At 70.0% G+C, this 13,993-nt stretch carries 8 protein-coding genes; 6 read left to right on the top strand and 2 right to left on the bottom strand.

Annotation, left to right across the window (positions count from 1 at the left end; genetic code table 11):
* Positions 1 to 14: 14 nt before the first annotated feature.
* From AB0I03_RS15400 to AB0I03_RS15390, 3 genes are read left to right on the top strand one after another with little or no spacing between them, the layout of a single operon-like run.
* Complete coding sequence (locus AB0I03_RS15400; protein WP_360413081.1) at positions 15 to 2,165, top strand: alpha-galactosidase; 2,151 nt, start codon at positions 15 to 17, stop codon at positions 2,163 to 2,165.
* Positions 2,166 to 2,184: 19 nt separating this feature from the next.
* Positions 2,185 to 3,243, top strand: a complete 1,059-nt coding sequence (locus tag AB0I03_RS15395) for a hydroxyacid dehydrogenase (RefSeq protein WP_360412466.1) — start codon at positions 2,185 to 2,187, stop codon at positions 3,241 to 3,243.
* 18 nt (positions 3,244 to 3,261) lie between these two features.
* On the top strand, positions 3,262 to 4,983 hold the full coding sequence (locus AB0I03_RS15390; protein WP_360412463.1) for an acyltransferase: 1,722 nt from the start codon (positions 3,262 to 3,264) through the stop codon (positions 4,981 to 4,983).
* 84 nt (positions 4,984 to 5,067) lie between these two features.
* Here AB0I03_RS15390 and AB0I03_RS15385 read toward each other — a convergent pair whose 3' ends face one another.
* Positions 5,068 to 7,575, bottom strand: a complete 2,508-nt coding sequence (locus AB0I03_RS15385; RefSeq protein WP_360412460.1) for an excinuclease ABC subunit UvrA — start codon at positions 7,573 to 7,575, stop codon at positions 5,068 to 5,070.
* 197 nt (positions 7,576 to 7,772) lie between these two features.
* Here AB0I03_RS15385 and AB0I03_RS15380 point away from each other — a divergent pair, with 197 nt between their 5' ends.
* Positions 7,773 to 8,153: a VOC family protein gene (locus AB0I03_RS15380; RefSeq protein WP_360412457.1), complete on the top strand. Its 381-nt coding sequence runs from the start codon at positions 7,773 to 7,775 to the stop codon at positions 8,151 to 8,153.
* 55 nt (positions 8,154 to 8,208) lie between these two features.
* Here the strand turns inward: AB0I03_RS15380 and AB0I03_RS15375 are convergent, their stop codons facing one another.
* Positions 8,209 to 8,688, bottom strand: coding sequence for a MarR family transcriptional regulator (locus tag AB0I03_RS15375; protein ID WP_360412454.1), 480 nt, complete (start codon positions 8,686 to 8,688; stop codon positions 8,209 to 8,211).
* Positions 8,689 to 8,930: 242 nt separating this feature from the next.
* On the opposite strand from AB0I03_RS15375, the gene AB0I03_RS15370 reads away from it, so the two are divergent.
* Together AB0I03_RS15370 and AB0I03_RS15365 are read left to right on the top strand one after the other, a co-directional pair.
* On the top strand, positions 8,931 to 9,776 hold the full coding sequence (locus AB0I03_RS15370; protein WP_360412451.1) for a pirin family protein: 846 nt from the start codon (positions 8,931 to 8,933) through the stop codon (positions 9,774 to 9,776).
* A 314-nt stretch (positions 9,777 to 10,090) separates the two neighbouring features.
* Positions 10,091 to 13,840: a glycoside hydrolase family 2 TIM barrel-domain containing protein gene (locus AB0I03_RS15365; RefSeq protein WP_360412448.1), complete on the top strand. Its 3,750-nt coding sequence runs from the start codon at positions 10,091 to 10,093 to the stop codon at positions 13,838 to 13,840.
* The last annotated feature ends 153 nt before the right edge of the window (positions 13,841 to 13,993 follow it).

Below are 13,993 nucleotides of genomic sequence, written 5' to 3'. Positions count from 1 at the left end.
GCGGGAAGACTCGGATGCTCTGGGCCGGAGGCGTATCCGTGGTCGTGCACCTGCCCGAGCACGGGCTTCCCGAAGTGCTGCACTGGGGCCGGGACCTCGGCGACCTCAGCCACGGCGACTTCGAGCAGCTGCGCCGGGCCCGCACGCGGTCCGTCTCGCCCAGCGCGCTCGACGCTCCGTGGCCCCTCACCCTGGTCCCGGGCGAGCAGGACGGGTGGGAAGGCCGACCCGGGTTCGCCGCGCACCGCGCGGGCCGGGCCCAGTACCCCCGGTGGACCGTCGCCGACTCGGGATTCGAGACCGACGTCGACACCGGGACGCTGCACGTCCGCGCCGAGGCCCCCGGCCTCCTCCTCCGCAGCGAGCTGCGCCTGGACGACGCCGGCGTGCTCCGCGTCGCGCACGAGCTCGTCAACACCGGAGACCGGCCGCTGGCGCTCGCGGCGCTCGAGGCCGTTATGCCCGTCGGCGATCGCGCTGCGGAAGTCCTCGACTTCACCGGGCGCTGGACCCGCGAGCGCGTCCCCCAGCGCGGCCTCCTCGCGCAGGGCAGCCGCGTGCGGGAGACGCGGCGCGGGCGCACCGGCCACGACTCGCCGTTCGTGCTCGTCCTGGGCACCCCGGGCTTCGACGCCGCCGCAGGCGAACTGTGGGCGGTGCACCTCGCCTGGAGCGGCGACGCCGTCTACCGCCACGACGCACTCCCCGAGGCGCGGACCGTCCTCGGTGCGGGGCCGCTGGTGCGCCCCGGCGAGATCGAGCTCGCCCCCGGCGAGTCGTTCCGCACTCCCGACGCCGTGTTCGTCTGGAGCGACCGGGGTCTCGACGGTCTCGGCGACCGCTTTCACCGCTCGCTGCGGGCCCGGCGCTCGCACCCGCACACGCCCCGCCCGGTCGTGCTCAACACGTGGGAGGCCGTCTACTTCGAGCACGACCTCGCACGCCTGGAGACGCTGGCGCGCACGGCCGCCGGCATCGGCGTCGAGCGGTTCGTGCTCGACGACGGCTGGTTCCTCGGCAGGCGCGACGACACCGCCGGGCTCGGCGACTGGACCGTCGACCCCGAGGTCTGGCCCCAGGGCCTGCACCCGATCGTGCGCACCGTCCGCTCCCTCGGCATGCAGTTCGGCCTGTGGTTCGAGCCCGAGATGGTCAACCCCGACTCCGACCTCGCGCGCAAGCACCCCGAATGGCTGCTCCAGCCCCCGTCGACGCGGGCGTGGCGCGGCCAGTACGCACTCGACCTGACCCGCCCCGAGGCGTTCGACCACCTCCTCGGGTCGATCTCAGCGCTCGTCGCGGAATACGACCTCGACTACATCAAGTGGGACCAGAACCGCGACCTCATCGAGGCCGTCCACGATGGACGGGCGAACGTCCACCGGCACACCGAGGCCGTCTACCGGCTCCTGGACCGGCTCCGGGCCCTCCACCCGTCGCTGGAGATCGAATCCTGCGCGTCCGGCGGCGCCCGCGTCGACCTCGGCATCCTCGACCGCACCGACCGGGTGTGGGCGTCCGACACCAACGATCCCCTGGAGCGGTTGGCGATCCAGCGGTGGACGGCACTGCTGCTGCCGCTCGAACTCATCGGATCGCACGTCGGCCCGCCGACCGCCCACACCACCCATCGGGCGGCGGGCCTGGACTTCCGGATCGCGACCGCGCTGTTCGGCTCCTTCGGCATCGAATGGGACATCACCGCGTGCACGCCGGACGAACTCGACCGGTTGCGTCACGCGATCACCTGCTACCGGCGCCTCCGCGACCTTCTCCACTCCGGAAATCTCAGCCACCTCGACACCGGCGACGACGGGACGACCGCGACCGCCGTCGTCGGCGACGACCGGGGCCACGCGGTGGTGCGCATCGCCCGGCACGCCACTGGGAACCGCGCCCTCGCCACGGCACTTCGCGTCCCGGGGCTCGACCCCGAACGTCGGTACCGGGTCGCGCCCGTGCTCGAACTGCCAGTACCGCGCGGACTCGACGAAGTGCCTCCGCCCTGGCTGGAGCACGGTCCCCTGCTGCTCCCCGGCGCGGTCATCGCCGATGTGGGGGTGCAGCTCCCGCTCCTCGCCCCCGGGGAGGCGATCATCCTCGAAATGCGGCGCGAGACACTACCGAATGCCATCGGCTCAACCGGGACCCACCGAGAGCCATGATCCACAGTGGAGTGCCTTCATGACGTCGAAGCGAACCGACCGCGAATCCACCGTTGACGGGCGGCCCCTCGAGCCCCGCGCGAGGCTGCGCGCAGCGTTCGCGATGGCCCCGGAGGCCCTGCTGACGCAGGTCTTCAGCGGTGAACAGCTCGAGGAGCTCGACCGCCGACTCGACCTCGAACCGGCAGTGCTGCAGAGTCGTTCGGACATCGAGCGGCTTCCGGGAGCCGATCGCCTCGAACTCCTCATCACCGGGTGGGGATGCCCGGTGCTCGACGAGGCGCTGCTGGAGCGCCTCCCCGCGCTCCGATACGTCGTCCACAGTGCAGGCTCGGTCAAGCCCTTCGTCACCGACGCCCTCTGGGAACGCGGCATCCGCGTCTCCTCGCAGGCCGCGGCGAACGCCGTCCCGGTGGCCGAGTACACGGTCGCGATGATCGTGCTCGCGAACAAGGGCGTCTTCGCCATGGCCAGGCGCGCCCAGCGCGGCGAACCCGACCCCGACATCCGCACGGCGCTCGCCGACGCCGGCAACTACGGCAAGACGGTGGGCGTCATCGGCGCCTCGCAGATCGGCTCGCTGGCCCTTCGGATGCTCGCCGCCTACGACCTGCGGCTCCTGGTCGCCGACCCGACACTCGACGACGCCGGGGCCGCCGCGCTCGGGGCGCAGCTCGTCCCACTCGACGTCCTCATGCGTGAGAGCGACGTGGTCAGCGTGCACGCGCCCTCGCTCCCCGAAACGCATGGGCTCATCGGCGCGGACGAGTTGCACGCCATGCGGCCCGGCGCCACGCTCATCAACACCTCGCGCGCCGAACTCATCGACCAGGACGCCCTCCTGCAGGTCGCCGCGACCGGCCGCATCTCGGCGATCCTGGACCTGGTCCAGCCAGGCGAGAGCGGTCGCGCGCTCGCGCGGTTGGACAATGTCGTGGTGACTCCGCACCTGGCCGGATCGGTCGGCGTCGAGCTCCACCGCCTGGGCGCCGGCGTCCTCGACGAGGTCGACAGGGTCGCCGACGGTGCCGCGCTAAGGTTCCCCATCGACGCCCGCAACCTCGCCCACTCCGCCTGAACGAGAGAGGCCTCCCCCATGCCCGACCCGACCGACGACACCCCGCGCGACCCCCTCGCCCTGGACTACAACGGCTGGATGTTCTGGCAGCACGCCACCCCGGAACAGCAGCAGGCGCAGCTGCGACGACAAGAGGACCTGCTCCGCCGCGCCAAAGGCGCCATCGGAGAGCAGACGTTCATCTCCGAGCTGGCGATGGTCGAGCCGACCGAGTTCACCCTCGGGAGCGGCTCCTACGTTGCGGCGCACGCGTACATCACCGGCACCATCAACATGGGCGACGACTGCACGGTGAACGCGTTCACCGTCGTCCGCGGCACCGTCACCTGCGGCGACGGGGTGCGGATCGGCGCCCACACCTCGATCCTCGGCTTCAACCACGGCATGGCACCGGACCGGCGGATCTACCTCCAGGCGGGCACCGAGGCCGGCATCAACATCGGCGAGGACGTCTGGATCGGGTCGAACGTCGTCATCGTCGACGGGGTCAACATCGGCTCCCACGCCGTCATCGGCGCCGGCTCGGTCGTCACCGCCGACGTGCCCGACTGGGCGATCGTCGCCGGCAACCCCGCACGCTTCAAACGGGACCGGCGGGCACCGCGCAAGACCGAACGGCACGAACTGGCCGCGGCACTGCGCGACTTCGGCGACACTGCGCGCGAGCAGGTCGGCGCGATCATCGCCCGCAGCTGGGAACCCGACGAGCTCGCCGCCGACGGCACGAGCCTCGGCCGCTACGTCGACGCCCCCGGCTCGCACGCCACACTGCGCGCGCACGCCGACGCAGTGGAACTGTCGATGCTGCTCGCCGCTGAACCGCCCGAGCAGCTCACCCGCGAGCAGCACATCGCGAGACTGCGCGAGAACCAGGACCCGGCCACCGGGCTCACTCCCCTGCTCATCGACGACCGGCACGCCGGCCCGCCCACCGGCTTCGAGGACGGGTCCGCGCACTACCACATCCTGAGCCTCGGCTACGCCCTCGACCTGCTGGGCAGCCGCTTCGAGCACCCGATCACGGCCGTGCAGCAGTGCAGCCTGGACGAGATCATCGCGTTCCTGGACGGCCAGCCCTGGAAGGACATGGGGTGGGCGTCAGGCGCGGGCGTCGACACCCTCGGCACCGCCCTGCTGTGGAACCTCCGCACCGGCGACCCCGAGACCGCCCGCGACCAGGCGAACGCCATGTTCGGCTGGCTGCTCACCAACGCCCGCCGCGACACCGGCATGTGGACCGCACCGCGGCTCGCCGACGGCATGCTGCAGGTCGTCAACGGCTACTACCGCGCCATCCGCGGCAGCTTCGCCCAGTTCGGACTGCCCGTCCCCTACCCCGAGCGCGTCATCGACGCCGTCCTCGACCACGCTCGCGACGAACGGCACTTCGGCCCAGGCCGGACCACGGCCTGCAACGCGCTGGACATCGCCCACCCATTGTGGATCGCGGCGAAACAGACGTCTCACCGGAGGGCAGAGATCACCGCACTCGCGCAGCAAATGGCGACCGAGACGATCGCGCGCTGGCAGCCGCACGAAGGCTTCGCATTCCGAGTCGCCCCCCTCGGCGGCCCGCAGACCGCCGAGCACCGCCCCGGCCTCCAGGGCACCGAGATGTGGGCCGCAACCCTCTGGTACCTCGCCGACCTCGCCGGCGCCTCCGAATCCCTCGCCTACCGCCCCGCCGGCGTCCACCGCCCCGAACCGGCATTCGACCTCTCCGAGGTGAGGACCTCGTAAGGACCGCAATCCTCCACGACGCCCACAAAGTACTCCGCGAATCGAGCTGGGTCGCTCTGGACCGGTCCACAGCGGCAAGTCGTCTCAGCTTTCGAGGCTGAGGTGGCGGTCGAGGTAGCGGCCCGTGAGGCTGCTGGGATCGGCGCGGAGGTCTTCGGGGGTGCCGGTGGCGACGACGGTGCCTCCTTCGGCACCGCCGCCGGGTCCCATGTCGACGATGTAGTCGGCGTTGGCGATCACATCGAGGTCGTGTTCGATCACGATGACGGTGGCGCCGTTGTTGACGAGGCGCTGGAGGACCCCGAGGAGGGTGCGCACGTCGAGCGGGTGCAGGCCGATCGACGGCTCGTCGAAGACGAACAGGGTCGCCCTCTGGTCGCGGCCGAGTTCGGACGCGAGCTTGAGGCGCTGGGCCTCGCCGCCGGAGAGCGCGGGCGTGGCCTCGCCAAGGGTGAGGTAGCCCAGGCCGAGGTCCACCAGCGTCTGGAGCTTGGCCCGGACCCGGCGCAGGTCGCCGACCTGTTCGAGCGCCTGCGAAGCGGTCAGGGTCAGCAGCCGCGGCAGAGTGAGCCCGGCGCGTTCGTACCGTTCGGCGGCGGGAGCGTAACGCGACCCCTTGCATTCGGGGCAGACGATGTCGACGTCCGGCAGGAACTGCACGTCGAGGGAGACCTCCCCGGTGCCTTGGCAGCGCGGGCAGCGCAGTGATCCGGTGTTGTAGGAGAAGTCGCCCGTCCCCAGGCCATCGGCCTTCGCCTCGGCGGTGGCGGCCCAGGCGCGGCGCAGGTCGTCGAGGATGCCGCTGTAGGTGGCGACGGTGGACCGGACGTTGGCGCCGATCGGACTGCTGTCGACGGCGTCGACCCGCCTGATCGGTCCCGCGTCGAGGGCCGAGACGTGCTCGGGCAGAGGCGAGCCCGTTATCCGTGCCTTGAGGCCCGGAATGAGGCCCTCGAGGACCAGGGTGGTCTTACCCGATCCGGAGACGCCGGTGACGGCGACCAGGCGCCCGGCGGGGAGGTCGAGGTCGAGTGCGTGCACGGTGTGCAGCGGCCGCGTCGCCAGGTGGACGAGACCGGCGTCGAACATCGATTCGCCGTCGGCGCGGGATCGGACCTCGGCGCGTTCGCGTCCGGCGATGAAGGGGCCGATCAGCGAGTCGGGGTCGGCAGCGATTTGAGCGGCCTCGCCGGTGGCCAGGACCTGGCCGCCTTCGCTTCCCGAGCCGGGGCCGATCTCGATGAACCAGTCGGCCTCGCGCAGGATCTGGACGTCGTGGTCGACCAGGACCACGGAGTTGCCGTCGGCGAGGAGGTCGCGCATGACGGTGATCAGCCCGTCGACGTTCGACGGGTGCAGCCCGATGGACGGCTCGTCGAGGACGTACAGGACACCGGTGGTCTCATTGCGGACGGCCCGCGTGAGCTGGACCCGCTGCCGCTCTCCGGTGGAGAGGGTCGAACCGGCCCGGTCGAGGCTGAGGTAGGACAGACCCAGTCCGGCGAGCCGCCCGGCGATCTCGAGCATCGGCACGGTGATCTCCCGGCCCATCCTCCGCATGTCCGGCGGCAGTGCGTCAAGGACCTTCGGCACCCAGGCGGTGAGCTCGCCGAGGGTCTTCGCCGTCGCCTCTGCCAGATTGACGCCGTCCATAGTGCTGGAACGGGCGGCTTCGCTCAGTCGAGTGCCGGCGCAGTCAGGGCAGGTCTGGACGCTGAGGAACCGGTTGATTCGGGCCAGGCCCTTCTCGCTGGCGGCGTTGCCGACCGCCTCCTCGACCGCCCGCCGGGCGTTGCGGTACGTGAAGTTGAGGTCGAACAGCTTGCCGCTCTTGGAGGGCACGCGGATCTGCCGCTTCACTTCGGGGCCGCGCATCACCGTCTCGCGCTCGACCGCGTCCAGGTCGGCGTACGGCACATCGGTGCGCACCCCGAGTTCGGCCGCCACCTGCGGCATGACCGCCAGGCCGAACATCGACCAGGGCGCGACCGCGCCTTCGTCGATGGTCTTCGACGCATCGGGCACGAGCGTCGCTTCGTCGACCTCGCGGACCACGCCGGTCCCCTCGCAGCGCGGGCATGCGCCGTCGGAGTTGAACGCGAACGTCTCGGCCCCGGGCGGATAGAACACCGCGCCGCACACCGGGCACGTCAGGTCCATGTTGAGCGCGACGTCGATCGTCGGCTCCTGCCGGTGCCCGTTCGGGCACAGGTGCGCGCCCAGGCGCGAGTACATCAGCCGCAGGTAATTGAGCAGCTCGGTCGAGGTGCCGAAGGTGCTGCGCACCGAGGGGACGCCGGGGCGCTGCCGCAGCGCCAACGCGGCCGGAACATGCCGAACCGAGTCGACTTCGGCCCGAGGCGCCTGCGCGAGCCGCCTGCGGGTGTAGGTCGACAGCGCTTCGAGATAGCGGCGCGAGCCTTCGGCGTAGAGGACGCCGAGCGCGAGTGAGGACTTGCCCGAGCCGGAGACCCCGGCGATCGCGACGAGCTTGCGGAGCGGGATGTCGACGTCGATGTTCTGCAGGTTGTGCACTCGTGCGCCGCGGACCTGGATCCTCACGGGTGGTTCGTTCGCGCCGGTCTCGGTCATGTCGCTGCTTCCTCTCCTCTGCCGCACCCGAAGGCCAGGTTGCCTGGAACCGTATCGGGGGCTGCCGAGCGGTGTCGTCGTTTCGGCGGCCCCCGAGAAGTATTCCACAAAACTATATTCCTAGGAATGCATTTGAGTTACGCTCACACCGCCGGACTGCGTCCGCGGTACGGCGACCACGAGAGGAAGGAAGCGTCATGAGCGGTCCCGCAATGGGCTCGATCGGCTGGTTCGAGTTCGGCACCGACCAACCCGACACGATCAAGGAGTTCTACGGAGCGCTGTTCGACTGGGAGTTCAAGCTCAATACCAACCTGCCCGGGGTGAACTACCACGAGATCACCACCGGGCCCGGACAGCCGTCCTCGGGCGGCATCTTCGAGTCGGGCGGCCGTTTCGCCGACTACGCGGTCTTCTACATCCTGGTCCCTGACGTGGCCGACACGGTCGCCAAAGCGAAGGACCTGGGCGCGGAAGTGACCATGGAGCCGGTCACCGACGCCGCCGGCATCACCTTCGGCCGCCTGCGCGACACCGCCGGCAACCACTTCGGCGTCTTCTCCCCGCCCGCGCAGTAGAGAGCGAGTCGAACGGCTCCCGCACACCGGGCGGTGTGCGGGGCCCGCAATGTCTTCAGGCGGAACGCTGCCGCGAAGGACCGGTGCGGGCGGCTCGATCTCCGTCCAGCTCGCGCCCGGCATTGCGGAGCGCGGCGATCGTCGCGAACGCCCGGTCGAGCTCCTTCTCCGAGACGACCGATCCGATCCGGGCGGCGAGTTCGCGATCGAAGACCGCGGCGGCCCGTTCCAGGTTCGCGCGCCCCTGGTCGGTGAGTTCGATGACCGAGGAGCGCCGGTCGGCGGGATTGGGCCTGCGGGCGCAGTGGCCGCTCGCTTCGAGTTTGTCGACGACCTTGCTGGTGCCGCCGACCGAGATCGAGAACGCGGCGGCGATGTCCTGCACTCGGGCGTCGGGGAGGCGATTCAGGAGGTCCATGATCTCGAACCATGTGAGCGGCAGCCCGCACTCCTCCTGCAGCCGGGTGTCCACGGCATCCCAGAGCTCGACCTGGTAGTACACCAGCTCATGGAAGAACGTCTTCACATCAGGCACGATTTCGCTTCCCCGGAATCATCTATAAGGAAAGCTGCATCCTACCTTCGGAATTCGCTCGGAATAACGCCGCGCGGGATCTTGTTGGGCCTGATACATGATGCATCAACTACTGGTTTCGAGAGGCTGAAGGCCATGCAGTTCGGCATCTCCACCGTCGGCGACGTGACCGGGGACCAGAGCACGGGCCTCGCGCCCGCCGAGGATTGAGGAGCGGCATGTACCAGCGGACGCTGAACCGAGTGGAAAGCAGCCGGCATCTGGGCCCGGACGCCCAGGTCGACGACAAGGCGCTCGCCTTCGCCCCGACCGATCCGGCCCTGACCGACCCGTTCCTGATCATGGCCGAGGACTGGTTCTCCAGCCCCGGCTTCGCGTGGCACCCGCACCGCGGGCTCGAGACGGTCACCGTCGTGGTCGAGGGCGTGCTCGAGCACGGCGACAACCTCGGTCACGCGGGCGCCCTCGAGCCTGGGGAAGTGCAGTGGATGACCGCCGGGAAGGGGATCATCCACCGCGAACTGGCGTACCGCAACGAGCACGCCCATGTGCTGCAGTTGTGGCTCAATCTGCCGCGCGCCAAGAAGATGACCGACTCGCGGTACCAGGACGTCACGCGCGGCGCGATGCGCCATGTCCGCGCTCCGGGTGTCGTCCTCGACGTCCACGCCGGCACCGTGGACGGGGTCACCGGTGCGGCCGAGACCCACCAGCCGGTGCAGGGTCTGGTCGCCGCGATCGATCCGCTCGCGTCCTATGATCTGGCCGTTCCCGCTGAGCATCGCCTGTTCGCGCACGTCATCAGCGGCCGGGCGCTCATCGGCGGCCGCGAGGTCGCGGCGGGGCAGACCGGCTGGTCCGATCCCGTCGCCGGCGCGGGCGAGACGTCGCTGCATCTGATTGTGCCGGACGGCGACGCGCCCGCGCGTGTCATGGTCTACAGCGGAACGCCGCTCCACGAACCGGTGGCCTTCGGCGGCCCGTTCGTCATGAACAGCCGCACCGAGATCGCCGAGGCGTTCCGAGACTTCCAGGCCGGCGCCTTCGGCCCGGTCCCCCGCCAGGCCCGCCTCGCCTACGACCGCTGACCGCCTCGTCCGGTCAGCGGGCCTGGGCGGCAACCTCACCGCATCGGTTTTAAAGATCGGATGACCGTGCCCCGACGGGCGCTTGAGTCTGCTGTGGCGCGTCTTTTATCCATGATTGCGATGATCGCTTGACGTCATACGTCATATGTAAGTACCATAAGGACACCGTTGCATCGATGAACTTCGATTGGAAGCGTTGATCTCCATGGCACACAAGGAGAAGCAGCTTTCAGACAGCCCTTAAGCCGGGGGCTCCGAACCGTTCGATAGCGCCCAACCCTTTCCGGCGCGCTTGAAGTCCCAAGGAGACCGCCATGTCCGAAGAACCCGTCAAGCGCGTCCGCACGCGCCGCCGAACCCTCCTCGGGGGCGGCATCGCCGCTTTTGGGAGCGCTTCAATCCCCATGGCGGCCAAGCCCGCGGCCGCCCAAGAGGACACCGTCGCCGACGAGGTCACGGCCGCCTGGACCGACCCGCCCAACGGACACCCCGAGTGGAACAACAACATCGGGATCTTCCAGGTCGGCTCCGAGCCCGCCCACGCGACCTTCATGCCGTACGCCGACCTCCAGCAGGCGCTCAACGCCGACCGCACCGTCTCGCCTCACCGGCTCGGCCTCGACGGCGACTGGCGCTTCCAGCACGCCGACCGGCCCGCCGACCGCGACACCGAGTTCTGGCGCACCGACCGCGACGACAGCGACTGGGACACCATGCCGGTGCCTTCCAACTGGCAGCTGCCCGGTTACGACTTCCCGATCTACACCAACGTCACCTATCCCTGGTGGGGCGCCAACGGCCAGAACGAGAACGCCCAGCCGCCGTTCGCACCCACCCGGTTCAACCCGGTCGGCCAGTACCGCCGGACCTTCACGCTCCCGTCGAACTGGCAGGGCCGCCGCGTCCACCTCCACTTCGAAGGCGTCAAGTCCGGCTTCTACCTGTGGGTCAACGGCACCAAGGTCGGCTACCGCGAAGGCTCCTTCACACCCTCCGAATTCGACATCACCGATCACGTCCTCACCGGGTCCAACCTGATCGCGGTCGAGGTCTACCGCTTCCCGGACGGCGACTGGATGGAAGACCAGGACATGATCCGCCTCTCCGGGATCTTCCGCCCCGTCTACCTCTACTCCCTTCCCACCGTCCACTTGCGCGACTTCAAGATCGACACGCCCCTGCGTGACGGCTACACCAACGCCGACCTGTCCGTGGCGGTGGCCGTCCGCCGCAGGGGCACCACCCAGACGGGCACCTACACGGTCGAGACCCGGCTCTACGACGCGAACCGGCAGGCCGTCTGGGCAGAGCCGCTGCGCTCGCAGATCGACGTCGGCTCGGTGCCGGCCGGCCAGGACGCGACCGCCAAGGCGTCCAAGGCCGTTCCCGGTCCGAAGCTGTGGTCGGCCGAGCAGCCGCACCTCTACACGGCCGTGCTGGAGCTGCGGGACCCCTCCGGCGCCGTCACCCAGATCGTCTCCGCCCGGGTCGGCTTCCGCGAGTTCGCGATCAGGGACGGCCTGATGTGCATCAACGGCAGACCGGTCTCGCTGCGCGGCACCAACCGCCACGAGATGCACCCCGACCGCGGCCAGGCCCTGACCCGCCAGGACATGATCCGCGACATCGCCCTGATGAAGCGCCTCAACATCAACGCGGTCCGCACCGCCCACTACCCGAACCACCCGGACTGGTACGACCTCGCCGACGAGTACGGCATGTACGTCGTCGACGAGGCCAACCTGGAGACCCACGGCGTGCTCGGCCAGTATCCGACGTCGAACCCGGCGTGGACCGCCCCGTGCATCGATCGGGCCGCCCAGATGGTCCACCGCGACAAGAACCACGCCTCGGTCGTCATGTGGTCTCTCGGCAACGAAGCCGGCGGCGGCTCCAACTTCGTCGCGATGCGCAACTGGATCCGCACGGGGGACCCGACCCGCATCGTCCAGTACGAGGGCGACAACCGCCGCGAGGTCAGCGACGTCCGCTCGCAGATGTACAACACCGCCGCCGGGATCCGCGACCGCGCCCTCGACACCGGCGACACCCGGCCGTACATCCTCATCGAGTACTCGCACGGGATGGGGAACTCGAACGGCGGCTTCAAGGAGTACTGGGACGTCATCCGCCAGTACCCGATCCTGCAGGGCGGGTTCATCTGGGATTTCGCCGACCAGAGCCTGCGCTGGCCGATCCCGCTCGGCGGCGGGGCGACCTACCTCGCCTACGGCGGCGACTGGGGCGACAACCCCAACGACGGCAACTTCTGCGCCAACGGGATCGTCTCCGCCGACCGGAAGCCGGCCGGCAAGGCGGCCGAGGTCAAACGGGTCTACCAGGCGATCAATGCGACCGCCGGGACGAACATCGCCGCTGGCGACGTCCGGATCACCAATGAGTACGCCTTCCACAACGTCAACGAGTTCGACGGCGCCTGGTCGCTGGTCGCCGACGGCACGGTCGTCCAGAGCGGCCGCCTCACCGCGGCGCAGCTCGACATCGCCCCGTTGACGAACAAGACCATCCGGGTGCCGATCCAGCGCCCGGCCCAGATCGCCCCCGGCACCGAGCACTTCCTCGAGCTGTCGTTCACCCTCAAGTCCGCTACCGCCTGGGCCGACGCCGGACACGAGGTGGCCGCCCAGCAGCTCCCGGTCGGCTTCGACAGCCCGCCGGTCGTCCCGCTCCCGCTCGCGCAGGTGCCGACGCTGACCGACTCCCAGACCGGCGACCGGTTCACCGTCACCGGCGACGGTTTCAGCGTCGCCGTCTCCAGGACCACCGGCGAGATCATCTCGTTCGACGCGATGGGCATGCGGCTGGTGAACGCCGGCCCGGTCCCCAACTTCTGGCGGGCCCCCACCGACAACGACCGCGGCAACGGCCATCCGACCCGCAACGGCACCTGGCGGGCCGCCGGGCGCAACCGCACGGTCACGGGCGTCGTCCTCGAGCGGCCCTCCGACCGGTCCCGACGGATCACCGTCACCGGCACGCTGCCGACGAGCACGCAGTCGACCTTCCGTACGACGTACACCATCTACGGCAACGGCGAGATCAGAGTGGACGGCTTCCTCCACCCCGGCGCGTCGAGCCTGCCCTACATCCCGGAAGTGGGCACGATGCTGTTCCTGCCCGCCGCGCTGGAGCAGATGCACTACTACGGCCGCGGGCCCGAAGAGAACCACTGGGACCGCCGCACCGGCACCGACGTCGGCCGCTATTCCTCCACAGTGTCCGACCAATGGACCGGCTACATCCGGCCGCAGGAGAACGGCAACAAGACCGACGTCCGCTGGATCGCCCTAGTCGACGGCAGCGGCCGCGGCCTGCTCGCGGCCGGTGAGCCGCTGCTGGAGGCGAACGCCTCCCACTTCACGCCGGAGGACCTGTCCACCGGCGCCCGCCACGACTACCAGCTGACCCGCCGCCAGGACGTCGTGCTGCGGCTGAACTACCGGCAGACGGGCGTCGGCGGCGACAACAGCTGGGGCGCGCAGCCGCTCGACCAGTACAAGCTGTTCCCCACCCGCGACTACTCCTACACCTACCGGCTCAAACCGCTGCCGAGCGTCGACCAGGCGATGGCGCTGTCCCGCAGGCCCACCGAGACCGGCGGCGGCCAAAGCGGGCCGGTCGAGCCGGGCGTGTACTACCGCCTGGTGGCCCAGCACAGCGGCAAGGCGGCCGACATCAACGCCGCCTCCACCGCCGCCGGGGCGGCTCTGATCCAATGGTCACTCCACAGTGGCGCGAACCAGCACTTCGACTTCGTGGACGCCGGAAGCGGGTACTGGCGCATCCGGGCCCGCCACTCCGGCCTGGTCCTGCAGGTGTCGGGCACCGGCACCGGTGCCGACATCACCCAGCAGCCGACCTCCAATGCCACCGGCCAGCAGTGGGAGGTCGTCGACCACGGCGGCGGCACCGTCGGCTTCGTCAACCGCCAGAGCGGCCTCGCCATGGACGTGTGGAGCCAGTCCACTGCGGATGGCGCCCGCATCTCCCAGTGGAACCGCACCGGCAGCGCCAACCAGCTGTTCAACCTCCAACGCCTCTGACACGATCACACGGATCGCCGCCCGGGAGCCTCTCGCTTCCCGGGCGGCGATGTCGGCACCTGGCTCGGTGTGATCATCGGCCCGGAGTCGACCATGCGCCGGGCCGGCCGGCCTCGATTCCCGTCTTACCCCTCGACAGCTCCGGCCGGATCG

The organism is Glycomyces sp. NPDC021274 (assembly GCF_040641195.1).
In the GTDB taxonomy this organism is placed as follows: Bacteria; Actinomycetota; Actinomycetes; order Mycobacteriales; family Micromonosporaceae; genus Glycomyces.
The sequence above is the reverse complement of the archived record's forward strand: the minus strand, read 5'-3'. Positions and strand labels throughout refer to the sequence as shown.